This is a genomic window from Streptomyces luomodiensis (genome assembly GCF_031679605.1).
Classification (GTDB): Bacteria; Actinomycetota; Actinomycetes; order Streptomycetales; family Streptomycetaceae; genus Streptomyces; species Streptomyces luomodiensis.
Genome location: NZ_CP117522.1, coordinates 1889552 through 1911794 on the forward strand (window position 1 = coordinate 1889552; position 22243 = coordinate 1911794).

Annotated in this window: 20 protein-coding genes and 1 pseudogene; 9 read left to right on the plus strand and 12 right to left on the minus strand. The window is 70.4% G+C overall.

What is annotated here, in order from left to right:
- Nucleotides 1–146 precede the first annotated feature (146 nt).
- A complete protein-coding gene (locus PS467_RS07935; RefSeq protein ID WP_311034638.1) occupies nt 147–674 on the plus strand; it encodes an SRPBCC family protein in 528 nt (175 codons plus the stop codon).
- A 16-nt stretch (nt 675–690) separates the two neighbouring features.
- Here the strand turns inward: PS467_RS07935 and PS467_RS07940 are convergent.
- The 3 genes and pseudogenes from PS467_RS07940 to PS467_RS07950 all read right to left on the minus strand — a co-directional run.
- A pseudogene (locus PS467_RS07940) lies at nt 691–738 on the minus strand (hypothetical protein); the annotation flags it as partial.
- 142 nt (nt 739–880) lie between these two features.
- A complete protein-coding gene (locus PS467_RS07945) occupies nt 881–1738 on the minus strand; it encodes an NAD(P)H-binding protein (RefSeq protein WP_311034639.1) in 858 nt (285 codons plus the stop codon).
- Nucleotides 1735–2160, minus strand: a complete 426-nt coding sequence (locus PS467_RS07950) for a nuclear transport factor 2 family protein (RefSeq protein ID WP_311034640.1) — start codon at nt 2158–2160, stop codon at nt 1735–1737. The genes PS467_RS07945 and PS467_RS07950 overlap by 4 nt, the downstream gene beginning before the upstream one ends.
- A gap of 107 nt (nt 2161–2267) precedes the next feature.
- On the opposite strand from PS467_RS07950, the gene PS467_RS07955 reads away from it, so the two are divergent.
- The gene (locus PS467_RS07955) at nt 2268–2876 is read left to right on the plus strand and encodes a TetR/AcrR family transcriptional regulator (RefSeq protein WP_311034641.1); all 609 of its coding nucleotides are present in this window, start codon (nt 2268–2270) and stop codon (nt 2874–2876) included.
- A gap of 47 nt (nt 2877–2923) precedes the next feature.
- On the opposite strand, the gene PS467_RS07960 is transcribed toward PS467_RS07955, so the two are convergent.
- Together PS467_RS07960 and PS467_RS07965 are read right to left on the minus strand one after the other, a co-directional pair.
- Complete coding sequence (locus PS467_RS07960; RefSeq protein ID WP_311034642.1) at nt 2924–4135, minus strand: globin domain-containing protein; 1212 nt, start codon at nt 4133–4135, stop codon at nt 2924–2926.
- 122 nt (nt 4136–4257) lie between these two features.
- Complete coding sequence (locus tag PS467_RS07965) at nt 4258–4905, minus strand: DUF4232 domain-containing protein (RefSeq protein ID WP_311034643.1); 648 nt, start codon at nt 4903–4905, stop codon at nt 4258–4260.
- A 240-nt stretch (nt 4906–5145) separates the two neighbouring features.
- On the opposite strand from PS467_RS07965, the gene rpmF reads away from it, so the two are divergent.
- Together rpmF and PS467_RS07975 are read left to right on the plus strand one after the other, a co-directional pair.
- On the plus strand, nt 5146–5316 hold the full coding sequence (gene rpmF / locus PS467_RS07970) for a 50S ribosomal protein L32 (RefSeq protein ID WP_311034644.1): 171 nt from the start codon (nt 5146–5148) through the stop codon (nt 5314–5316).
- Between the two features lie 158 nt (nt 5317–5474).
- Nucleotides 5475–6008, plus strand: a complete 534-nt coding sequence (locus PS467_RS07975; protein WP_311034645.1) for an EF-hand domain-containing protein — start codon at nt 5475–5477, stop codon at nt 6006–6008.
- A 45-nt stretch (nt 6009–6053) separates the two neighbouring features.
- Here PS467_RS07975 and PS467_RS07980 read toward each other — a convergent pair whose 3' ends face one another.
- From PS467_RS07980 to PS467_RS08005, 6 genes are all read right to left on the minus strand, one after another.
- Nucleotides 6054–7349 carry a haloacid dehalogenase-like hydrolase gene (locus PS467_RS07980; protein WP_311034646.1) on the minus strand — a complete coding sequence of 432 codons (1296 nt, stop codon included), beginning with the start codon at nt 7347–7349 and terminating at the stop codon, nt 6054–6056.
- Nucleotides 7350–7484: 135 nt separating this feature from the next.
- Nucleotides 7485–8828, minus strand: a complete 1344-nt coding sequence (locus PS467_RS07985; RefSeq protein ID WP_311034647.1) for a DUF3500 domain-containing protein — start codon at nt 8826–8828, stop codon at nt 7485–7487.
- Nucleotides 8829–9011: 183 nt separating this feature from the next.
- Complete coding sequence (locus tag PS467_RS07990) at nt 9012–10478, minus strand: sensor histidine kinase (RefSeq protein WP_311034648.1); 1467 nt, start codon at nt 10476–10478, stop codon at nt 9012–9014.
- On the minus strand, nt 10475–11197 hold the full coding sequence (locus tag PS467_RS07995; RefSeq protein ID WP_311034649.1) for a response regulator transcription factor: 723 nt from the start codon (nt 11195–11197) through the stop codon (nt 10475–10477). Before PS467_RS07995 ends, PS467_RS07990 begins: the two co-directional genes overlap by 4 nt.
- 249 nt (nt 11198–11446) lie before the next feature.
- On the minus strand, nt 11447–13540 hold the full coding sequence (locus PS467_RS08000) for an FUSC family protein (protein ID WP_311034650.1): 2094 nt from the start codon (nt 13538–13540) through the stop codon (nt 11447–11449).
- Between the two features lie 88 nt (nt 13541–13628).
- A complete protein-coding gene (locus tag PS467_RS08005) occupies nt 13629–14645 on the minus strand; it encodes a LacI family DNA-binding transcriptional regulator (RefSeq protein ID WP_311034651.1) in 1017 nt (338 codons plus the stop codon).
- Nucleotides 14646–14920: 275 nt separating this feature from the next.
- Between PS467_RS08005 and PS467_RS08010 the strand changes: the two genes are divergently transcribed.
- The 5 genes from PS467_RS08010 (at nt 14921) to PS467_RS08030 (ending at nt 21368) form a co-directional block, all read left to right on the plus strand.
- Nucleotides 14921–16237 (plus strand): ABC transporter substrate-binding protein, encoded by a 1317-nt coding sequence (locus PS467_RS08010; RefSeq protein WP_311034652.1) that lies wholly within the window; start codon nt 14921–14923, stop codon nt 16235–16237.
- Between the two features lie 89 nt (nt 16238–16326).
- Nucleotides 16327–17343: a carbohydrate ABC transporter permease gene (locus PS467_RS08015; RefSeq protein ID WP_432280549.1), complete on the plus strand. Its 1017-nt coding sequence runs from the start codon at nt 16327–16329 to the stop codon at nt 17341–17343.
- Nucleotides 17344–17359: 16 nt separating this feature from the next.
- Nucleotides 17360–18289 carry a carbohydrate ABC transporter permease gene (locus tag PS467_RS08020; protein ID WP_311034653.1) on the plus strand — a complete coding sequence of 310 codons (930 nt, stop codon included), beginning with the start codon at nt 17360–17362 and terminating at the stop codon, nt 18287–18289.
- Between the two features lie 81 nt (nt 18290–18370).
- Nucleotides 18371–19831 carry a GH1 family beta-glucosidase gene (locus PS467_RS08025; protein WP_311034654.1) on the plus strand — a complete coding sequence of 487 codons (1461 nt, stop codon included), beginning with the start codon at nt 18371–18373 and terminating at the stop codon, nt 19829–19831.
- Nucleotides 19832–19967: 136 nt separating this feature from the next.
- Nucleotides 19968–21368, plus strand: coding sequence for a WD40 repeat domain-containing protein (locus tag PS467_RS08030; RefSeq protein ID WP_311034655.1), 1401 nt, complete (start codon nt 19968–19970; stop codon nt 21366–21368).
- Nucleotides 21369–21448: 80 nt separating this feature from the next.
- On the opposite strand, the gene PS467_RS08035 is transcribed toward PS467_RS08030, so the two are convergent.
- Nucleotides 21449–22219 (minus strand): IclR family transcriptional regulator, encoded by a 771-nt coding sequence (locus PS467_RS08035; protein ID WP_311034656.1) that lies wholly within the window; start codon nt 22217–22219, stop codon nt 21449–21451.
- Nucleotides 22220–22243: the final 24 nt, after the last annotated feature.

Sequence of the window (22243 nt, forward strand, 5' to 3'; positions counted from 1 at the left end):
CCACTGCCCCGGGCAGGCTCCGTAACGTCGGCGGTGCCGACGCGGCTCGCCCGACCGCGGTGACGAGCCCCGTTGTCCTCCGAGCCCTCCTCCGAGTGCTCCGAGCGCTCCGAAACCTCTGAGTCCTCCGACGGGAAAGAAGCCCGATGCCCCAGACGTTCGCCAGTGCCGGCATCCCTGCCGACGCCGACACCGTGTGGCGCACCCTCCGCGACTTCGGCGGCCTGGCCACCTGGCAACCGGCCGTCGCGCGCGGTGTCCTGCGCCCGGACGACGCACCGGACCGTATCGGCGGTGTCCGCACCCTGCTGATGGCCGACGGCGGAACCGTGGTGGAAACCCTCGTCGCGCTCGATGACGGCGAAAGGTCCCTGACGTACGACATCGTCAGCTCCCCGTACCCGGTGCGGGACTACCGGGCCACCATGCGGGTTCTGCCGCTCACCGCCACCGGTGAGGCGTTCGTCGGCTGGTCCGCGGTCTTCGACTGCGCGCCCTCGGACGCGGACGGGCTGGCGGAGTCCTTCCGCGATGTCATCTTCGCGGCGGGACTCCGCGCGCTGGCCGAGCACCTCTCCCCCGGCCGGACCGCGGATGAGTCGGTCACCGCTTCGTCAGCGGGCCCGGGAGTTCTCGGCCGTGCGGCCACGGGTCCAGGCCGCTCGCGGAGCTGAGGTGTCCGCATGCGCCCCCCAGGTGCCACCACGCCGCCCAGCGCGCCGCGAGGTCTTCGGCCACCTCGCGGGTGCGGTACGGGTCGTCAGCCAACCGGCCGCCGCCCAGCGCCCCGGACTGTGGGCCACCAGCACCACACGGCCGGTGTGCCGGGCAGCGCGTCCGGCGCCGACGTCGGCCGCCGCGTCGTCCTGCCGGCGGCTGTTCACCACGGCTCGCTTTCGAGGAGCGCGCGGAAGGACCGCGCGGGCCGGCCGGTGAGGCGCTGGACGGTGTCGGTGACGCGGTCCTCCGCCCCCTCGGCGATGGCGCGGTCCAGGCCGGCCAGCATGGCCGCGAACGGCACCGGGGTATGCGCCGCGAGGCGATCGCGCAGCTGCTCGTAGGACAGCCGGCGATGGACCACGGGCCGGCCGGTGACCTCGGTGAGGATCGTGGCGATGTCGTCGTAGCCGAGCGCCTCCGGTCCGGTGAGGACGAGATCGGTGTTGGGGGCGTGTTCGGCGGTCAGAGCGGCCACGGCGACGGCGGCGATGTCCTCGGCGTCGACGAAGCCGACCCGGCCGCTTCCGGTGGCGGTCCAGATGGTGCCGTCCTCACGGATGCTCTGAGCGTGCGCGTGCGTACCGGTGAAGTTCTGCATGAACCACGAGGGCCGCAGCACCGCCCACTGCTCGAACAGACCGGGCAGGGCCTGGTGCACCACTCCCACCGCCGGGCCGCCCTCGGGGATGGCCGAGGAGCTCAGGAGCACCGCGCGGTGTGTTCCGGCGGCGCGGGCCCGCTGGAGGAACGGCAGCATGACCCGCGCCGGCTCGGAGTCGCCCAGGGGTGGTACGAGGTAGACCCGATCGACTCCGTCGAGCGCGGCGGCGTGGGTGGCGGGGTCGTACCAGTCGAAGGCCACCGGCTCGGCGCCCGCGACCGGGGTGGCACGCCGACTGGCGGCCCTGACGCGGTGGCCGGCGGCCGTCAGCCGCGCGGCGGTGCGGCCGCCGGTGGTACCGGTGGCCCCGATGACCAAGGTGGTGCCGGTGGTGGACGTGGTGCCGTCGGTGGTCATCGGCTGCTCCTGGTGAAGTCGGCGCCGGGTTCGAGGACGGCGAGGGGGTTCCAGTAGTCGCGGTAGGAGGTGACGCGCCCGTCCCGCACGGTGACGACGGCGATGTAGGTCATGTCGAAGGGGCTGCCGGTCCGCACCAGGCGGCCGACGCCGCGCATCTCGACCACGATGGTCTGCGGATCGGTGGTCTGGTGGATCCGCAGGGCGGGAAACTCACGCAGATCGATGTGGTCGGGGTAGTGGCGCATATAGGCGGCGATGGCCTCCTTGCCCGCCAACCGCTCGGGCCAGCCGTCGGGGGCGAAGGGGAACTCCATGACGCCGTCCTCGGCCCACAGGCCGACCCAGCCGTCGATGTCCTTGTCCAGCAGCAGCCGCAGGCTGTGGCGGAAGAGATCCGCCGGGGACGTCGGTGCGGACATGGGTGTCCTCCATTCCTCTCATCTCATAGAATCCGGACCCAGGGTCCACTTTGACGATACGGACCCGCGGTCCGGTTCGCAAATGGATTCGCCCATGGAGGAGCAGCATGCCCGAGCGCCAGTCCCGCAAGGACGCCGTCCGCAACCGGGAGGCCGTACTCGCGGCCGCCGACGCCCTCTTCGCCCGCCGCGAGAGTCCCGAGGACGTCACCATGGCCGAGGTCGCGGCAGCGGCGGGCGTCGGCAAGGGCACGCTCTTCCGGGCCTTCGGCGATCGCGCCGGGCTGCTGCGCGCGCTGTACGAGGCCCGGCTCACACCGCTCAGGGAGGCCGTCGAAACCGGCCCACCGCCCCTGGGGCCCGCCACCCCGCCACGGCAGCGGGTGCCCGCCCTGCTGGACGCCGTCCTGTGCTTCAAACTCGACAACCGCCGCCTCGCCCTGGCCCTGGAGGAAAGCGGGAGCGGCAGCCCGTACCAGGCGGAGCACTACGAGCGGTGGCACGGCCTGCTCCGCGCCGTACTGGAGCAGATCCCCGGCCTGGCCGACGGCGATTTCACCGCCCACGCCCTGCTCGCCGCCACCCGAGCGGATCTCGTCGAGCACCTGGCCGGGCAGGAGCGCGCGCCACGGGAGAGGATGCGGGCGCAACTGGCGGACTTCACCGCCAAAGTCCTGGGCTCCGGCCCACGGCAAGGAGTGCCCGCCGAGGACTGACCGGGCCCGGAGCAGCCCGTGAGGAGCCCGGTGGTGGAAAACCGGGTTCAGGCCAGGTCCGCTTGCCACAGGTCGGGGCCGAAGACCTCGTACTGGATGTCGTGCGGGGCGACTCCTGAGTCGATCAGCCGGCTGCGGACGGCCTGCATGAAGGGCAGCGGGCCGCACAGGTAGTAGAGGGCGTCGCCGGGGATGTCGGCGGCGGTCGGGTCCATCAGGCCTTCGAAGACTCCGTCCACCGGTTCGAGGCTGGACGCGCCCTTCTCGTACCACAGGAACATCCGTGCGTTGCGCAGCGCCAGGACGTCATTGACCACCTGCCGCCGCAGCGGGAAGGACGCCTCGTCGGTGTCGGCGTGGAGCACGGTGATCAACAGCCCGGACTCGGCGGCGACCAGGTGCGACAGCATCCCCGCCATGGGGGACACGCCGATGCCCGCGCTGGCGAACACCACCGGCCGCCCCGCGTCGTCGAGCACCACGTCGCCGTAGGGCAGCGACAGGGTCAGGACATCGCCCACCTCGACGTGGTCGTGCAGCAGCGCCGACATCTCGCCCTCGGGGTCGCCGCCCTCGCCGCGCACCCGTTTCACCGAGAACTGGCGGTGCTCGCCGTCGTCGGCACGGGTCAGGCTGTACTGGCGGGGCTGGAGGGTGCCGTCGGGCATCCGCATCCGGACGGTGACGTACTGGCCCGGCAGTGAGGCCTTCACCAGACGGTCGTCGATCCGCTTGACCACGAAGGTGACCACCTCGTCGGTCTCCTTGATCTTCCGCTCCACCCGCCAGTCCCGCCACACCGTCTCCGGGCGGACGCCACGGGCGCTGTAGAGGCCGCGTTCCTGGTTGATCAGGGCGTTGGCCATGAGCCAGTAGACCTCGTCCCAGGCCGCGGCGATCTCCGGTGTGACGGCGTCCCCGAGCACGTCGCCGATCGCCCACATCAGGTGGTCATGGACGACCTGGTACTGGTCCGGACGGATACCGAGCGAGGCGTGTTTGTGCGCGATCCGCCGCAGCAATTGCTCCGGCACCCGCTCCGGCGTCTCCACCAGGGTGGTGGCGAACGCGGCCACCGAGCCGGCCAGCGCCTGCTGCTGCTGGCCGTGCGCCTGGTTGCCGCGGTTGAAGACACCGTCCAGGAGCTCAGGGTGCTCGGCGAAGAGGTGCCGGTAGAACCGCTGGGCGATCTCGCCGATGCGGTCGGCCACTACCGGCAGCGTTGCGGTGATGACCGGGCGCGACTTGTCTGACAGCACGTTTCTGCCCTCCGGGAGCTCCCCCCTTCGGTCCGCTCCCAGTACCCGTCGCGTCCCGTCCGACGCTGAAGGGATCCCCGCACCCCGTGCGGGTGCGGGAATCCCTTCCGTGTCCTCGGACGTCAGTGTCCGGCGTTGACCGGGCCGATGAAGGTGCCCGGGTGGGTGGCGGCCGACTGGTCCAGCAGCGCGCCGCCGTAGGGCCAGTCCAGCACGAGGTTCCGGCGCTCGTTCGGCGGGGTGATGACCACCTGGTTCGGCGCGAACTTCCGGTCGTCGTCGCGGGTCGACGCCAGGAACGTGATGTCGAAGGCGACCTGCTCGCCGGGGCCGACCGTCACGGGCTTGGGCTTCTCGTTGTCCCGCCGCAGATCCCAGGTCTCGCCGTGCTCGGTCTGGAGCTGGACGCCCGGGAAGCCGACCATGGAGCAGTCGGCCGAGCCGGTGTTCTTCAGCATCACCAGGACGGTCTGCTGCCCGTCGTTGTTCATGTCCGGGCCGACCTCGGACGCCCACGAGGCGTCCAGCTGGCCGGTGGTGCAGCGGCTCGCCGACAAGGAGGTGTCGGCCGCGATGCCCACCTTGGTACCGACCTCGGCACCGGAACCGCCCGAGTTGCTGGTCGAGGCGACCGCGGATGAGCTCCCCTTGGCATCGTTCCCGGAGTCGCCACTCCCGCAGGCGGTGAGCGAGAGCGCGGCAGCGGCGATCAGCGACGCGGCGGCGACGGTACGGGTACGGGTACGGCGGAGAACGGTCTTGCGCGACATGGAATCCCCCCAGGGGTGGTCGAAGTGTGTCCGGGACACGGCGCGCTTTCCGCGCCTTCCGCGCTTTCCGTCCGGCGTTCCGCGTCCTGGAAACAACTCTGTCCGCCGCCGCTGGCGAACCCCTAACACCCGACTAACACGTCGCTGGCGCGCCCCTACGTTGCCCAAATGGAAACGGTACCCATTTTCATATACCGTGTGCGAGACACCACCGACCACATGTGAAAGGGCCCATGCGCCATGGCCGTCCCCAAGCGGAAGATGTCCCGGAGCAACACCCGCCACCGCCGCGCACAGTGGCGGGCGAGCGCACCGGAGCTGGTGACGCTCACCATCGACGGGCGCGAACACCGCGTACCACGCCGCCTCGTCCCCGCCTACCGGCGCGGTCTGCTGCGCCCCGAGGACTGACATCCATAGGAAGCAGGCCGACCATCTCCTTGCGGCCTCCTTGCGGCGCGGTTTCCACCTTTCGAGTGAACAAAAAGGGATGCCCATCGTATGAGCAGGCCGTCGGCCCAATAGTGAGCGAGGAACAGCTGACGGTTCGAAGAAGGGTGACAGCATTCATGCGCACGGAGGCCACCAAGCGGGTCGCACACGTCTTCTCCCTGTTCGACGCCAACGGCAACGGCGTCCTCGAAGCCGATGACTTCGACCTCATGGCGACCAACGTCACCGAGGCCGCGCCCGACGCGGACGAGGCGGCGAAGGACGCGATGCGCGCGGCGTTCCGCCAGTACTGGACGACCCTGGTCACGGAACTAGACGCAAACGGCGACGGCAAGATCAGCTACGAGGAGTTCGAAGCCTGCGTGCTCTCGCCCGAGCGCTTCGATGCGACGATCGGCGTGTTCGCCGACGCGCTCGCCGCGCTCGGCGACCCGGACGGCGACGGGCTCATCGAACGCCCCGCGTTCGTCGCGCTGATGCGGGCGATCGGGTTCCACGACGCGAACATCGAAGCGCTCTTCGACGCCTTCGGCCCCTCGGACGCGGACCGGATCAAGGTGACGACCTGGGTCGCCGGGATCAAGGACTACTACGCCCCGGACAAGGGGGGCATCGCGGGTGACCTCCTGGTTCCGGGGACGGCGGGCTGACCACGCGCGCGGTGGTCAGCGCCTCCGGTCCGCTCCCCCGTGGGCTCAGTCTGCGTGGACCGTGTCCGTCTGGTCCGGGATGACACTGCCGTCCTGCCGCCGCACCGGACCCGGCGTGCCGTCGGGGTTCGTGTAGCCCGTGGTGGAGCAGGGGTAGACGGCTTCCTTGCGTGGCAGCGGCTCGATGAACATGGGGTTGATCAGCCAGGTGCCGTTCGCGTTGTCGTAGGCCCGGCACATGATCTCGTTCTTGTTCCGGTTGAGGACCAGGCCCGCGCCGGTGGCGTCGCCGACCATCGTCACATCGGTGTCGGCGTCGCCCGCGCCGATCACCAGGCGCTTCTCAGGGGCCTGCCGCTTCCAGGCGGCAGGCCCCGTGACATCGAAGGCCTTCTCGTTGAGCCAGCAGCGCTTGCCCTCGATGTACGGCATGACCGCGCCCTTGCTGTCGGGTTCGCCACCGCACCCCTCCTGGGTGTAGGTGATCCGCCCCTGACGGTCGAGCAGGTTGCGGATGGCGAGGACGTGTTCGCGGTCGACGCCGACGCCAGGTGCCCAGGCGTTGGTGACCGGTGTGCTGCCGGCGGAATCCACCCACACCTCGAAGCCCGCCTTCTTCAGGACCCGGATCAGGTCCTTGATCTGCGGGTTGTAGCGAGCATAGGCGTGCAGGGTGTGGCTGCCGACCCGCTGTGTGGCGCCGATGGGCGCGGCCAGCGCCTCGGCCCGGGACTTCCGCGCGTAGGAGGTGACCTCGGCTTCGGTGTGGCCCGCGAACAGCTGGGGCACCCAGGCGTACTGGGGAAGTGTCCGGCGGCTGTTCCACGTGCCCGCGAAGGCCTTGTGGCCGTTCATCAAGGTGGCCTCGCTGCGGATGGAGAAGATCTCGTCCGTGCAGGCGGTGTTGGTGGACGTCGGCAGTGGCGCGCCGACGGGCACGTCCGTGCCACATGCCTCGGTCAGGGTCCGGTCGGCTTCCTCGGTCAGCCAGGGACTGGTGTCGGACCAGTGCGCCGGTCGCAGGATCTTGTCGTGCTTGAGAGCCCAGGCGATGGCGAGGTCGGTGATGTCGTTCTTGGAGACGGTGTTGTCCCAGTCGAAGGCGGCGACCGGCCGCTCCCCGTCACGCAGATGCGGGTTACCGCACGTGCCGTGCTCGTCGATCACTCGCTGAAGCTGCTCCCTGTTGTCCCCGTACCACGCGAGCGAGGTGGACAGGCGGGGGCAGTGCGCCCGTCCGGCGACGGTCTCCGCCGCGTAGGTCGGGCTCGCTGGGACCAGGGACGTCAGGGCGACGACCGACGCCAGCCCGAGGGCGGCACCCAGGGAAGCAGTGCGCATGCGGCGGCTCTCCTTCGTTCGAGAACGGTGCGGATGGTAGGCCGTCTCGCACCGTACCCCGGCCTGGGTGGCTCCCGGTAACGGCGCGGGCCGCCCCCTCACATGGGCGTGCGGAGGGCGGCCCGCGGAGGGTTTTCAGCGGTGGTGAGGCGAGGTCAGATAGTGCTGGCGGATGAGTTCCTTGCCGTAGTCGTTGCCGTTGGGGGTACGGATGACGGAGTGCACATGCTTCTGGGTGGGGGCACCGCCCTGGCTCGCGCCGTACGCGCCGGCGAGGGGGCCGGGTGACTGGCAGTCCACCTCGACCCAGACGACGGGACTGTGCACGCGGACGTAGAAGGCGTCGTCGTCGCCGGTTCCGCCGGCCCAGGTGACGTACGTGTCGTCCAGGTGCCCCCGCACCTCCGCCATCCTCACCTTCGCGGCATCGGCCTTGGCCCGCCCCACGAAGGCCTCGACGATACCGAGCAGCTTCTTCCGCTGCGCGCCGGTGAGCCCGTTGCCGCGCAGACCCGTGTACTCCTGGACCGCGTTGTCGGAGAAGGCCCCCGCCTTCATCGACTCGTTCGACTTGGTCGAGGACTCGATCGCGACCGCCCGCTGTGCCTCGGTCAGCGAGTTGATGAACGCGAGACTGGCCACGACCTCCTCGTGGCACACGGCCACCGTCTCGCCGTCGATCTCCATCGAGGTGGGTTCCGAGCCCCAGAAGCAGGGGCTCATCACGACCTGGTCGCCGAGCACGAAGTAATTGATGACCAAGTGGTGACCGTCGAACTGGAAGCCCCAGGGCTCGGTGTCCGAGGGAGTGCCCAGCACGGTCCAGTAGTAGGCGTCCTCGTTGAACCGGTCGGTGCTGTCGATGGCCTCGCCCGCGGCCTGGTTGATACGGCGGATCTTCTCCGTGGTCTCCAGGCCGTCGGCGCTCAGCGCCGCCTCCAGCAGGGCCGTGCCCAGGTCCTTCTGCGTGTCGGTCAGATCGGTGAGGGAAACGCCTTGGCGTTCGTACCCGTCGACATTGCTCCACAGCCGCCACTCCGTGGAGTGGACGGTGAACTGGGTCGCGGACCTCTGGTCGTCGGTCAGGCCGGCCAGGAAGGCTTGCGCGGCGGCGACGACGGGGGCGGTGGCGACGCCGGTGGAGTGGATGGTGAAGAGGTCGTCGATCCGCTTGCCGTCAGTGGTCAGGCCGAAGAAGTCCTCGGTGATCGACTGGTTGCCGGGTCCTCCCGCACCGCCGCCCGGGGGCCCGGTGGGGGCTTCGCTCGGGGTGGGGCTCGCCGTGGCGTCGGCCGTGCCGGTGGTGTCGTCGGCCAGCGCCGTCCAGGCACTGGCGCCGCCCATCGTCGCGACGGCCGTGGCGCCGGACGCGAAGAAGACCTTGCGCATGAAGTTGCGGCGGCTCGCGTCGGCGCGGTGGGCGGCCTCGGCCACGTGTCGCGGTTTCTCCCCGGACTCACCGGTGTCGAGCTCGGACATGGTCGCCCGCTCCCTTCGTGAGGTGGCACGTCCCTGGTGGACCGGCCATCGGGGGTACACCTTGACGGACGTAACTGAGGCTGAGCTGAGGGCGGTTCGCGACCGGCCACCCGAAGAAGGACTCCGTTCACCGGCTTGGGTTCACCCGCTTCCGTTCGCCGGCTTCCATTCACCCGCTTCCGTTCAATACCGAGCACCGTCGCCGGAGCGGTGGAGCGTCACCGTGAACTCCGTGTGTCCCGGCTCGCTTCGGACGCCGATGTCACCGCCGTGCGCCTGAGTGATCGCCGCGGCGATGGCCAGGCCCAGGCCCGAGCCACCGCCCTGGCCGGCCGACCGGGAGCGGGAGGTGTCGGCGCGGGTGAAACGATCGAAGACGGACGGAAGGAGGTCGGGCGGGATGCCGGGGCCATCGTCCCGTACCCGGATCACACGGCGTGCGCATGTCGCCTCCACGGCGACGGCGACCCTGGTGCCGGGCGGGGTGTGCACCCGGGCGTTGGCCAGCAGGTTGGCGACCACTTGGTGGAGCCTGTCCGGGTCGCCGGTCACCGAGGCCGGTTCGTCGAGGTGGAGCGAGAGTTGCCAGTCGTGGCCGGTCCCGGCGGCCCGCGCGTCCCATACCGCCTCGGCGACCAGTGTCGCGAGGTTGACCTCCGTGGCCCGTAGCGGCCGTCCCTCGTCGAGGCGGGCGAGCAGCAGCAGATCCTCCACGAGCCCGGTCATGCGGGCGGACTGCGCCGACACGCGGCGCCACGCCCGAGCCGGTTCGATCTTCGTGCCGCCCTGGTTCATGAGCTCGGCGTATCCGGCGATGGACGCCAGCGGTGTGCGCAGTTCGTGGCTGGCGTCGGCGAGGAAGCGGCGCATGCGGTCCTCGCTGCGTTGCCGTTCGGCCAGCGAGGACTCGACCCGGTCGATCAGGTGGTTGAGCGCGGCGCCCACCTGTCCGGCTTCGGTACGGATGTCGGTGTCCCCGGCGGGGACCCGGGTGAGCCCCGTGACCTCGCCACGGTCCAGCGGTGCCCGCGCGACCTCGGCGGCGGTGTCGGCCACCCGGCCGAGCGGCCGCAGCTGGCGGCGTATGACCACCGCGCAGGCGGCACCCGCGGCGGCGAGCCCGACAGAGGCGATCACGGCCTCGGTCGCGACCACGTCGCTCAGCGTGTCCTGGACGGCGTCCGTGGGGAGCCCGGCCAGCACCGGAGGGCCGCCGCCGCGGGCGGCGGTGATCCGGTAGGTGCCGAGGCCGGGGAGGGTACGGGTGTGGAGCGTGCCGTCCGAGGTGATCCCGTGCAGAGCCGCGCGCTGGGCGGCGGTGAGGGGCCGATGGCGGCCGTTCGAGGTCACCACCTCGGCGGCGGTGACCTCGCCGTCGACCAGCCGGGCGGCGACGGTGCCGATGGGCTGGCCGCGCTCGTTGAGGAAACCCAGGTCCGTCGGATCTCCCGCGCGCCGTTGCAGACCGCCCTGACTGCGCTCGGCCGCGTCCCGCACCCGCTGGTCCAACTCGGCGTACAGATGGGAGCGTTGGACGAACACGGTGGCGAGCGCCATCGCCACGCACACCACCGCCAAGGTCACGGTGGTGAACAACACCAGCCTGGCCCGGAGCGTCCGCGCGCCCAGGCCCGCACTCCGGACCCTCATCTCCCCTGGCTCGCGGCCCTGATGACGTATCCGGCGCCACGCACCGTGTGGATCATCGGAGCCCGCCCCTTGTCGATCTTGCCACGCAGGCTGTAGACGTAGACCTCGACCAGGTTGCCCTCGCTCTCGAACGAGCTGCTCCACACGTGGTTGAGGATCTGCGCCTTACTGAGCACCTGCCGCGGGTGGCTCATCAGGAAACACAGCAGGTCGAACTCCTTGGCGGTGAGCGCGATGGACTCCCCGCCGCGCCGCACCTGCCGGGTCTTCTCGGCCAGCACCAGATCGCCGAGCACCCGCACGGACTCGCCCTCGGCCGCCTCGGCTCCGGTGCGGCGCAGCAGTCCCCGCAGCCGCAGCATGACCTCCTCCACGGAGAACGGCTTGGTCACGTAGTCGTCCGCGCCCGCCGACAGCCCGTCGAGGCGGTGCTCCAGCGCGTCGCGGGCGGTGAGCATCAGCACGGGCAGCTTCGCGTTCTCGTACCGCAGCGTTCGCAGCACCCGCAGGCCGTCGAGGTCGGGCAGCATCCAGTCCAGGACGACGGCGTGGGGGGCGCAGCCGCGCGCGAGCGCCAGCGCGCTGTGCCCATCCCGCGCCAGGAACGGCTGCCAGCCCGCCTCGACGGCCGCCCACGACAGCAGCTCGGCCAGTTCGGGCTCATCGTCCACAATCAGTACTCGGACCGCACCTTCGCGGGTCCCGCAGGCAGCAGACATGCCCCGACTCTGCCGCGACACCCTGTGATTCGTCTGTGGTCCGCCTGGGTCCGGGCCATGCTCGGTGGCCGGTCAGGCGTTCCGGCTGCCGGTCAGGGTCTCGGAAGCCGGTCCAGCGCCCCGATAGCCGGTCAGGCGTCTCGGAAGCCGGTCCAGGCGTCCCGGTAGCCGGTCCAGGCGTCCCGGTAGCCGGTCAGACGTCTCGGTGGCCTGGTCCAGGCGTCTGGTGGCCAGGCGCCCCCGGGCGCGTCAGGCCGCGCGGCCCATCGCCACCCGCTCCAGGCGCTCCACCGAGGTCACCGTCTGGAGGCACGCGGTCAGCGCACGGCTGCGGGCGTGCGAGATGCCGTCGGGGGCCGTCGGGTCGGTGAGCTGGGCGAGGCGGCCGTCGCTCGCGACGCGGTCGAAGGCCTCGCGCAGGTCGCCGGTGCGCAGCGGGGCGTCGAGGGCGAGATCCTCGGCGAGCCGGTCGAGGTGGTCCCGGACCTCGGCCGCGAACAGCGCCGTCTCCGGCACGGCGTCCGACCGGGTGCGTGGCAGGTTGCCGTACACGAGGGCGGCGGCGCGGCCCACGTCGAAGACGGCGGACTGGATGGCCGCCAGCTCGGTGGCGCTCCAGCGGGCGCGGTGGCTGCGCGGCTCGTGGGCGAGGCTGCCGATGGCGGCCTCGAGCCGTTCGCGGGTCTGCCGGGCGCGGTCGCGCAGGGTGCCGAGCCCGGCGGGGTCCACGGCACCGACCCGGGCGTACCCCTCCAGCAGGGCGCCGAACAGGTCGCGCTGTGCCTCGACCCAGCGGGCGAGCAGCTCGGGCAGCCGGTTGTGGTGGTACGTCGGCAGGATCAGGAAGATCACCATGCCTACCAGCGCGCCCACCACCGTGTCGGCAGCCCGGCCCCAGGCGGCCTCCGCGGCCGGGTACAGGCCGATGCCGCCGATGAGGAAGACGATCCAGGCGGTGATGAAGATGTTCAGCACCCACTGGCCCATGAGCAGGACGTAGAAGGCCAGCAGGGCGAGCACGGTGGCGGCGACGACCATCGCGTCGTGGTTCCAGACGTCCGGCAGCAGCAGCACCCAGGCCGCGACGCCACCGATGACGGAACCGGCGGACCGGCCCCAGCCGCGGGTGAGGGTGTGCCCGTAGTCGGGGAAGAGGACCAAAATCGTGGTGAGCGCGGCCCAGAAGCCGTGGGAGGGCAGGCCGTGTCCGCCGAAGTCGCCGATCCAGCGGCCGATCGCCTCGCCGGCGGCGGCGCCCACGGCCAGCCGGATGGAGTTCATGAACAGCGGGGCGCCGGGGCGCAGCTCCGCGGCCAGCCGCTGCCGGCCGAAGCGGGCCGCGCCGGCGGGGAAGCCGACGAGGTGCTGTTCGCCCATCTCGAACTCACCGGGCCGATCGGAGCGGCGCAGCGTGTAGCGGGCGATGTCGAGGGCCTCGGCAAGCCGCGGAAGCACCAGGTCCGCTTCCGCTCCCCGCCAGTGTTCCAGCTCCCGCGCGGGGGCGCCGAAGGCGGCGTCCAGGTCGGTGGCGCGACCGCTGCGGACGGCCGCCGCGACGGCGTTCAGCGTCGCGGCCACGGCCGTGCGCGGCACGTCCGTGGCGTGCGCGGTCATCTTCAGGGCCCGGCGGACCTCCTCGGCGGCGCCGTACAGGGCGAAGAGCGGGCCCGCGGGGCGCCGGGCGAAGGCCGGCAGCACGCCGAGCGCGGTGCGGGCGAGGGTGAACGGCGTCGACGGCAGCCGGCCCGCCGAGCCCGCGGCGGCGTACCCGGCGAGGGCGCTGTAGAGGGCCGCGAGGCTGCGGCGCTGGTTGTGGTGGCGCGGACCGTACGGTGGGAGGAACTGGGCGACGACGACCATGCCGGCGCCGACCGCGATCCAGCGGGCCATGATCAGGCCCTGGTCAACACCGGGCGAGAGGTCCGCGGTGATCATCGCGCCGATCACCACCAGGCAGGCGCGGATTCCGGGGACCACGCCGAACGCGCGCCACAGGCCGGCGACGTACGCGCCGACGAACAGGACGGGGAGGACCCACCAGCCCAGCTCGTGCAGGTACACGCCCGCGAACACCGCGGCGGTGAAGGCGGCACCACTGATCAGACTGAGGGAGAAGCGGTTGCGGGTGGCGGGGAGGATCGTGCAGATGCCGCAGATGAAGGTGCCCACCATCATCATGGCCCACGCCATGCGGTCGTCGATGGCCCAGCCGATGACCGAGCCCGCGACCAGGGCGACGGTGGCCCGCGCCAGGGCCCGGGGTTCACACCACCTGCGTTCGACTCGCGTCGCCGCCGCCAGGGTGTGGGCGACGGACGACCACCACATCGTGCCTGCATACATATTTGTATGCTACATCTAAGTCTGCCGCCGCGCCGCACGCCCTGGCGCCGCCGCCCGGCGAGGACCGCCGAGCGCCCCCTCGGCCGGATCAGGAGGAGTCGCGGACGACCAGCGTGGTGGGCAGGACCACGTGCCGGCGCGGCGTATCGGGGTCGGAGATCTCCTGGATCAGGATCCGGGCGATCGTCCTGCCGATCTCCTCCACCGGCTGGCGCACGCTCGTCAGGGACGGGGTGGTGTGACGGGCGATGATCGAGTCGTCGAAGCCGACCACCGCCACGTCCTCCGGGACCCGCCGCCCCTGTGCGCGCAGCTCGACCAGGGCGCCCGCGGCCATCACATCAGAGGCGACGAACACGGCGTCGAGGTCGGGAACGCGTCGCAGCAGCTCGCGCATGGCCCGCCGGCCGCTCTCCTCGGTGAAATCCGCCCTGGCCACCAGCGCCTCCTCAGGCTCCCGGCGCGCCTCCCGCAGCGCGTTCCGCCAGCCCTCGAGCCTGCTGCGGCCGACCTCCATGTCCAGCGGCCCGGTGATCGTCGCCACCGTCCTCCGGCCACGTGCCAGCAGATGCCGCACGGCTTCCTCGGCACCGCCCAGATTGTCCGAACGCACATGGCTCAGCGGTTCGGCGGGAGACCGCCGCCCGGCCAGCACCGTGGGAAGGCCGAATTCCTCCAGCAGTCCGGGGATCGGATCGTCCTGGTGCACGGAGACCAGGAGTACGCCGTCGACCCGCCGCTCGGCGACCGACTCGGTGAGCTGGTCCAGTTCCCCCTTGTCGCGCACCAGGACGAGCTGGAGCTGCGTCTTGGTGTCGGCGAGGCCGGTGCTCACGCCACGGATGACGGCGGAGAAGTAGGGCTCGGAGTCCAGCTTGCTCTGCGCTTCGGGGATGACCAGCGCGATGGAGTTGGTCCTGCTGGTGACCAGGCCGCGCGCCACGGAGTTCGGGACGTAGTTGAGTTCGGCGATCGCGGCTTCCACCGCCGCTCGGGCCTTGTCGCTGACCAGCGGTGATCCATTGATCACCCGAGAGACCGTGGTGCGTCCGACCCCGGCCCGCGCGGCCACGGTCTTGATGGTCGGCCGCTGGCCGGCGTCCATGACCCCTCCTTCCGGGCGCCGCTCCCCTGGCGCTCACCAGCGCATTGTGCCAGAGCGTCACACCGGCCGACGGCCGGGAAGTGAAGACACGACATCTGGCGGCAACGAACTGGATTCAAGTCCTTGACACAGCCGTCCTCCCGCCGCCACTCTTCCCTGGACTTACTGGGAACGTACCCATCTCGATTGGGATCGTTCCCAATCGCGGATGTCGCCATGAACCGTCCCAGTGGTCCGTGCTCCGGTGCGCCGGTGCCGTCGGTCAGGAGGAAGAAATGGGTGGGTCCCGCAAGTTCTTACGTACAAGAAGTGCGGCTGTCGTCTCGGCCGCACTCGCCCTCGGACTGCTCGCCGGCTGCGGTGGCGGCGGTGATTCGGGCACCGGAGGCGGACGGTCCAAGGATGGCAAGGTCACCATCACCATGGGCCTGTACGGGGTCATGGGCTTCAAGGAGACCGATCTCCTCGACCGGTACATGAAGGAGAACCCCGACGTCACCGTCAAGGCCGAGGTGGCCGGCGATGAGCAGACGTACTACACCGCCCTCCAGACACACCTCGCGGCGGGCAGCGGGCTCAAGGACATCCAGGGCATAGAGATCGGCCGGGCCAAGGAGCTCGTCGACACCCAGGCGGACCAGTTCGTCGACATGGCGGACGTGCCGGGCACGGATCACTTCCTGCCGTGGAAGCTCAACCAGGTCACCACCCCCAAGGGCAAGGTCATCGGTCTCGGTACGGATATCGGCCCGATGGCCGTCTGCTACCGCAAGGATCTCTTCGAGCAGGCGGGCCTGCCCACCGACCGCGAGGAGGTGGGCAAGCTCTGGGAAGGCGGCTGGTCCGAGTTCGTCGACGTGGGCAAGGAGTTCGCGGCCCACTCCAAGGACGACGAGGTCGCCTACATCGACAGTGCCAGCGGGCTGTTCAACGCGATGGTCTACGGCGCCTCGAAGCAGTACTACGACGAGCGGGGCGATCTGATCTACCAGGACAACCCCGTGGTCAAGGAAGCCTGGACCACGGCCTCGGAGGCCGCCACCTCGGGCCTGACCGCGAAACTGCGGCAGTTCCAGCCCGGTTGGGACCCCGGACTGGCCAACGGGACCTTCGCCGCCACCGTCTGCCCCGCCTGGATGCTCGCCCACATCAGCGAGAAGTCCGGAGCCGCCAACAAGGGCAAATGGGATGTCGCCAAGGCGCCCAAGGGCGCCAACTGGGGCGGCTCCTTCCTCGGCGTCATGGAGAAGAGCCCGGTCAAGGAGGAGGCCAAGAAGCTCGTGGCCTGGCTCACCGCGCCGGAGCAGCAGGCATACCTGTTCAAGAAGCTCGGTAACTTCCCCTCCTCCGAGAAGGCGCTGACGTCCCCCGCCGTGGCGGATGCGAAGTCCGAGTACTTCAGTGACGCACCGATCGGGAAGATCTTCGGCACCGCTGCCCAGGAGATCCCCGACAAGCAGGTGCTGGGCCGGAAGGACGGCACGATCAAGGACATCTTCTCCCAGGGGCTGACCCTGATCGAGTCGCAGAACCAGAGCCCGGACAAGGCATGGGCCACCACGGTCAAGCGGATCGAGAAGGCCACCGGCTGACCGTACGCCCTTCCAGGGTTCCGGCGGCCGTCACGGCGGCGGCCGCCGGAACCCGACCCCTCGCCCATGTCTCGAAAGGAGGCTGGAAGGTGGCCACTTCCGCTTCGGTACCGCACGCCGACGACACCCGGGGAATTCCGGGTGACGCCGCGCAGACGCCCGGCACCGGCGGTGACGCGGACCGCCCCAGGCAGGGCCGGCGCAACCTCCTGCACCGCCTGGACATCAAAGGTGCGCCCTACGCCTTCATCGCCCCGTTCTTCCTCGTCTTCGCGGCGTTCGGTTTCTATCCGCTGCTGTACACGTTCTGGATCTCGCTGCACCACGTGGAACTGGCCTCCATGAACGTCATGGAGTGGCGCGGCTTCGGCAACTACACCGAACTCTGGCAGGACGACCGGTTCTGGAACGGGCTGTCCAACACCTTCACCATCGGTGTGCTGTCCACCGTCCCCCAGCTGTTGATGGCCCTGGGCCTGGCCCATCTGCTCAACTACCGGCTGCGCGGCTCGACGTTCTTCCGGGTCGCCGCCCTGACACCGTACGCCACCTCGGTGGGTGCCGCCGCCCTGGTGTTCACCATGCTCTTCGAGCGCGACTTCGGCCTGATCAACTGGATGCTGGGCCTGGTCGGCGTCGACAACATCGACTGGGAGAACAACAAGTGGGCGGCCCAGACCGCGATCTCCGTGATCGTCGTCTGGCGCTGGACCGGCTACAACGCCCTGCTCTACCTGGCGGCCATGCAGGCCGTGCCGCGCGACCGGTACGAGGCGGCGGCCCTTGACGGCGCCTCACGGTGGCAGCAGTTCACCAAGGTCACCATCCCCGGCATCCGGTCCACGATCCTCTTCACCATCGTGCTGTCCACCATCGGCGCCACCCAGTTGTTCGGCGAGCCGCTGATCTTCGGCCAGGGGCCGAACGGCGTCACCGGCGGTGCGGACAACCAGTATCAGACGCTCGGTCTGCTGCTGTACGAAGAGGGCTGGAAGAACTACCAGATGGGGCGGGCGGCGACCGTCGCCTGGGCGATGTTCCTGCTGCTGATCCTCATCTTCGCCGCCCAGCGGGTCCTCAAGCGCTTCACCTCCCGTACGTCATGACCAGGAGCAGCCAGCCATGACCACCGAAAGCCTCCGGCCCCGGGCGGGCGCGCGCGCAAGGACCCCCCGGGACACGCCAACACCGTCCAGGCGCCGGTTCCGCCTTTCCCTGCGCCCCAGGGCGGGGCGTCAGCACCACGCCGGTCCGGTCGCCTACGTCCTGCTCGGCCTGGCCACGGTGTTCTCCCTCTTCCCGCTCTACTTCACCCTGGTGGCGGCGTCGAGCGACAACACCCGTGTCACCCAGAGCCCGCCACCGTTCCTGCCCGGACCACATCTCTTCGACAACCTCGGCAAGGCCTGGCAGGACGCGGCGCTGGGCAAGGCCATGATGAACAGTCTCATCGTGGCGGGCGTCATCGGCCTGTCCACCGTGCTGTTCGCCACCCTGGCCGGGTTCGCCCTCGCCAAACTGCGTTTCAAGGGACGCAATATCGCGCTGATGCTGGTCATCGGCACCATGCTGGTGCCACCGCAGCTCGGTGTGGTGCCGCTCTTCATGATGATGACGGAACTGGGGTGGGGTCAGCAGCTGCCCGCCGTCATCTTTCCGACGCTGGTCAGCGCGGTCGGAGTGTTCTTCATGCGGCAGTACCTCTCCGAGGCCCTGCCGGATGAACTCATCGAGGCGGGCCGGGTGGACGGCGCGCATTCGCTCCGCATCTTCTGGAGCATCGTGCTGCCGATCGCCCGTCCGGCGATGGCCGTCCTGTTCATGATCACCTTCGTACACGCCTGGAACGACTTCTTCTGGCCGTTCATCGTGCTGGACATGGGCAACCCGACCGTCCCGGTCGCGCTGACCCAGCTCAGCGCGGGCTATGTGCGCGACCAGTCGCTCATCATGGCCGGCGCGCTGCTCGGCACCCTGCCGCTGCTGGCGATGTTCATCGTCTTCGGCCGCCAGATCGTCGGCGGCATCATGCAGGGCGCGGTCAAGGGCTGAGCGCCGCCCGTTCCGTCCGGCGCCCGAGTCGCGCCCCGTGCCCCTCGCGTTACCGACCACCCGCTCACCGGAAGGACCCCCATGGCCGCCGCGATTCTCAAGCAGACGCCCGCCCGGACGACGTCCGCCGACCGTACCTTCCCGCCCGGATTCCTGTGGGGTGCGGCGACCGCCGCCTATCAGATCGAGGGCGCCGCCGCCCTCGACGGTCGCACCCCCTCCATCTGGGACACCTACTGCCGCACTCCGGGCAAGGTGCACAACGGCGACACCGGTGACGTCGCCACCGACCACTACCACCGCTGGCGCGAGGACGTCGGCATCATGACGGACCTCGGCCTCGGCGCCTACCGCTTCTCCGTCTCCTGGTCCCGCGTACAGCCGACCGGCCGCGGCCCCGCGGTCCAAAAGGGCCTGGACTTCTACCGCCGGCTCACCGACGAGCTGCTCGAGGCGGACATCAAGCCCGTAGTGACCCTCTACCACTGGGACCTGCCGCAGGAGATCGAGGACGCGGGGGGCTGGCCCGAGCGGGCCACCGCCGACCGCTTCGCCGAGTACGCGGCGCTGGTCGCCGACGCGCTGGGCGACCGGGTCGAGAGCTGGACCACGCTCAACGAGCCCTGGTGCAGCGCCTTCCTCGGCTACGGCTCGGGGGTCCACGCCCCGGGGCGTACGGACCAGGTCGCGGCACTGCGCGCCGCGCACCACCTCAACCTCGCCCACGGAAAGGCCGTCCAGGCGCTGCGCGCCCATCTGCCCGCCCGCGCCCAGATGTCCATCACGCTCAACTTCCACCATGTGCGGCCGCTCACCAGCGGCCCGGAGGACGCCGACGCGGCACGCCGCATCGACGCGCTGGCCAATCGGGTCTTCACCGGTCCCCTGGTGAACGGCGCTTACCCGGCCGACCTCTTCCAGGACACCGCACACCTCACCGACTGGTCCTTCGTCCGCGACGGTGACACCTCCACCATCCACCAACCGCTGGACTTCCTGGGCGTCAACTACTACACGCCCACTGTGGTGTCCGTCTCCCAGGGTGCGGACACGCGCCGCTCGGACGGCCACCGGCCCAGCCCGCACAGCCCCTGGCCCGGAAGCGACGACGTCGCCTTCCACCTGCCGCCGGGCGAGACCACGGCCATGGGCTGGGCCATCGACCCGAGCGGCCTCCACGACCTCCTGCTGCGGCTGACGAACGACTTCCCCGGCCTGCCACTGGTGATCACCGAGAACGGTGCGGCGTTCCACGACTACGTCAACCCGGCGGGCGAGGTCCACGACCCCGAGCGCATCGCCTATCTGTCCGGCCACCTGACGGCGGTGCACCAGGCGATCGAGGCAGGCGCCGACGTACGCGGCTACTTCCTGTGGTCGCTCCTGGACAACTTCGAATGGGGCTACGGCTACAGCAAGCGTTTCGGCGCGGTCTACGTCGACTATCCCACCGGTACCCGTATCCCCAAGTCCAGCGCGCGCTGGTACGCGCGGGTGGCACGCACCGGGACCCTGCCGGAGGCGTCCGGGCAGCAGCCCTGACCGGCACGGGCGCGCCACGCGCTGCACGCGTCGCTGTCAGTCCCCTCTGCCACCATCAGGGTCGTTCCGGCACCGCGCGACGGGGCCGGCAGGCCGCTACCGGTGGCGCGCACCACCAGTTCCCGAGGAGACGACGATGTCGACCGATATGTACGGCGTACGGGTCCTTGCCGTGAATCCGGATGAACTCCGCGCCAGATTGCGGGTGTTCGTCGTCTACTACGACGTCGGCTCGCGCACCCACGTCCCGCTGCCGAACGAGGAGCCCAACACCTTCCTGCACTTCCTCTGGGAGGCCGCGTCCGGCTATCTGGGCAGCGGTGACGAGCGCACGGGCCCGCTCGGGCACGCGGTGAGCACCAGCCAACTCCTCGACTACGAATGGGCCGACGCGAACGCCCGCCGGTTCATCTCCCGCGTCGAGCGGGTGGAGCTCCGGAACTTCCCGCTCACCGACGACCAGTGGGAGGACATGCACGACTTCTACTATGTCCGCGACGGGTCCTGGAAGGACGAGGACCTGCTGGTCCAGGCCGAGTACGAGATCCGGGTCACCGACCGCAGGTGGCTGGAGCCGCTGACCGTGGGCGACGGCTGGGGCTCGGCGGCCTTCCCGCTCAACGGTGACAGCTGGTCGGCCGAGGACGCCCCGCACATACCCGACCTGGCCCGGCCGGCCGTCACCCTGCGGCCGTTCCAGACCACGACCGGTGACGTCGAGTACGACCACGTCAACGCGATGGGCTTCTCCGACGACGGCGCGTACCTGGCCGTGTGCAGCGATCAGGGGAGGGTGTGGGTCTATGACACCGCCGACTGGAGCGAGGTGGTGCACGCCCACGCCGGTGACTGGATCGTGCCGCTGATGATGTGGGTGCCGGGCGGTCACGTCCTGGTGGTCAAGAGCTACAGCAGCGGCGGCGAGCCCGAGGAGGAGGAGCAGTGGGCCTACGACGTCGACCGGCGGTCGGAGGTCGAGGCGCCCTTCCAGCGCGGGCATCTGCGCTCACCCGACGGCACGTACCGCATCAGCCCGAACGGCGCGGGCGAGGGCGGCTTCGACCTGCACGGCGACGAGCGTGAGCCGTTCCGCCGCGTCTCCCACGCCGGTGGGTGGGACCCGATCCAGTGCACGGCCTTCTCCGGCGACTCCTCGCGGCTCTTCCTCGGCGCACAGGAGAACCTCTACACCGTCGACCCGGCGACGGGCGAGGTGATCGACAAGATCGACGGCGCCTCGAAACGGCTGTTCGCCCTCGCCGCGAACAAGGACGGCGGCTATCTGGCCGTCGGCAGCTTCAGCCGCAGACTGGGCTATCTGGGGTTCCACGAGGAACGCCCGCACGAACTGTGCGTCTGGCGCATGGCCGACAAGAAGATCATCTTTGGCCGCCAGATGCGCACCTATGTCGAGGCCCTCAGCTGGTCCCCGGACAACCGCTGGCTCGCCGCCGCCCTGGAACCCCTCTCCGACGAGAGCTTCAACAACGGCTCGACCGAACTGGTCGTCTTCCCCATGGGCCCGGTCGACGACTGAGAACGGTGTGTCCTCCTCAGCGCGGAGCGTCCGGCGTCGTCGCCGGTCGCTCCGCTGCGGTGCACGGCAACACCGGCCGGTCATCTCCCGGTGGTGAGAGTGCGGCCGAGGGCGTGTGCCTCGCGCAACAGGAGTGCGCCGAGTTCGGGTCTCCGCTCGGGGCGGAATCTGGTCTCCACCCCGGTCAGCGTCAGCGCCCAGGCGGGCAGCCCGGCGCGGTCGAACACGGCCGCCGCCATGCCCCAGCTGCCCTCCACGACAAGTCCCGGATTCACGGCGTAACCATTGGTGCGGGTGCGCGCGATCCGGTCACGCACCGCGTCCGGCGCGTGTGCCCGGCCCCAACGGCCGGCCAGGTCCGTCCGTTCCAGATACGCGTCGATCTCGGCATCGTCGAGGAACGAGAGCACCACCAGGCCCGCTGACACGACACCGAGCGGAAACCGGGCGCCCTCGTACAGCACGAAGGAGCGGATCGGGAAGTCCCCGTCCTCGCGCAGCAGACACACCGTCTCATCACCCCGCCGCGCGGAGAAGAACGCGCTCTCCCCCGTCGCGGCCGCGAGCCGGTGCACGCTCGCACGCGCGTGATGGGTGACGTCGTAGCGCCTGCCGGCCGCCCCGCCGAGCAGGTAGAGCTCGGGGCCGAGGAACCAGCGGCCGCTGCGCCGATCGCGGTCGACGAACCCTTCCTCGGCCAGCGAGACGAGCAGTCGGTGCACGGTCGGCCTCGGCAGGCTCGTCGCCTTCGCCAGCTCGGTGGTGCCCGCACCGGCCTCGTTGACCGTCGACAGCGCACGCAGGACCGCGCCGACTCTGCCGACGATGTGGGCTGCCGGGGTCGTGTCCATGGCCTCAGCATACGTCCACTGAGT

Bases quoted from the DNA above. Each gene is read 5' to 3' on its own strand.
- PS467_RS07985 (WP_311034647.1), bottom strand. From the start codon at position 8,828: ATGTCCGAGCTCGACACCGGTGAGTCCGGGGAGAAACCGCGACACGTG.
- PS467_RS08030 (WP_311034655.1), top strand. From the start codon at position 19,968: ATGTCGACCGATATGTACGGCGTACGGGTCCTTGCCGTGAATCCGGAT.
- PS467_RS07990 (WP_311034648.1), bottom strand. From the start codon at position 10,478: ATGAGGGTCCGGAGTGCGGGCCTGGGCGCGCGGACGCTCCGGGCCAGG.
- PS467_RS07955 (WP_311034641.1), top strand. From the start codon at position 2,268: ATGCCCGAGCGCCAGTCCCGCAAGGACGCCGTCCGCAACCGGGAGGCC.
- rpmF (WP_311034644.1), top strand. From the start codon at position 5,146: ATGGCCGTCCCCAAGCGGAAGATGTCCCGGAGCAACACCCGCCACCGC.
- PS467_RS07995 (WP_311034649.1), bottom strand. From the start codon at position 11,197: ATGTCTGCTGCCTGCGGGACCCGCGAAGGTGCGGTCCGAGTACTGATT.
- PS467_RS08010 (WP_311034652.1), top strand. From the start codon at position 14,921: ATGGGTGGGTCCCGCAAGTTCTTACGTACAAGAAGTGCGGCTGTCGTC.
- PS467_RS08005 (WP_311034651.1), bottom strand. From the start codon at position 14,645: ATGGACGCCGGCCAGCGGCCGACCATCAAGACCGTGGCCGCGCGGGCC.
- PS467_RS07950 (WP_311034640.1), bottom strand. From the start codon at position 2,160: ATGTCCGCACCGACGTCCCCGGCGGATCTCTTCCGCCACAGCCTGCGG.
- PS467_RS07975 (WP_311034645.1), top strand. From the start codon at position 5,475: ATGCGCACGGAGGCCACCAAGCGGGTCGCACACGTCTTCTCCCTGTTC.
- PS467_RS08025 (WP_311034654.1), top strand. From the start codon at position 18,371: ATGGCCGCCGCGATTCTCAAGCAGACGCCCGCCCGGACGACGTCCGCC.
- PS467_RS07945 (WP_311034639.1), bottom strand. From the start codon at position 1,738: ATGACCACCGACGGCACCACGTCCACCACCGGCACCACCTTGGTCATC.
- PS467_RS08035 (WP_311034656.1), bottom strand. From the start codon at position 22,219: ATGGACACGACCCCGGCAGCCCACATCGTCGGCAGAGTCGGCGCGGTC.
- PS467_RS07965 (WP_311034643.1), bottom strand. From the start codon at position 4,905: ATGTCGCGCAAGACCGTTCTCCGCCGTACCCGTACCCGTACCGTCGCC.
- PS467_RS07935 (WP_311034638.1), top strand. From the start codon at position 147: ATGCCCCAGACGTTCGCCAGTGCCGGCATCCCTGCCGACGCCGACACC.
- PS467_RS07980 (WP_311034646.1), bottom strand. From the start codon at position 7,349: ATGCGCACTGCTTCCCTGGGTGCCGCCCTCGGGCTGGCGTCGGTCGTC.
- PS467_RS08020 (WP_311034653.1), top strand. From the start codon at position 17,360: ATGACCACCGAAAGCCTCCGGCCCCGGGCGGGCGCGCGCGCAAGGACC.
- PS467_RS08000 (WP_311034650.1), bottom strand. From the start codon at position 13,540: ATGTATGCAGGCACGATGTGGTGGTCGTCCGTCGCCCACACCCTGGCG.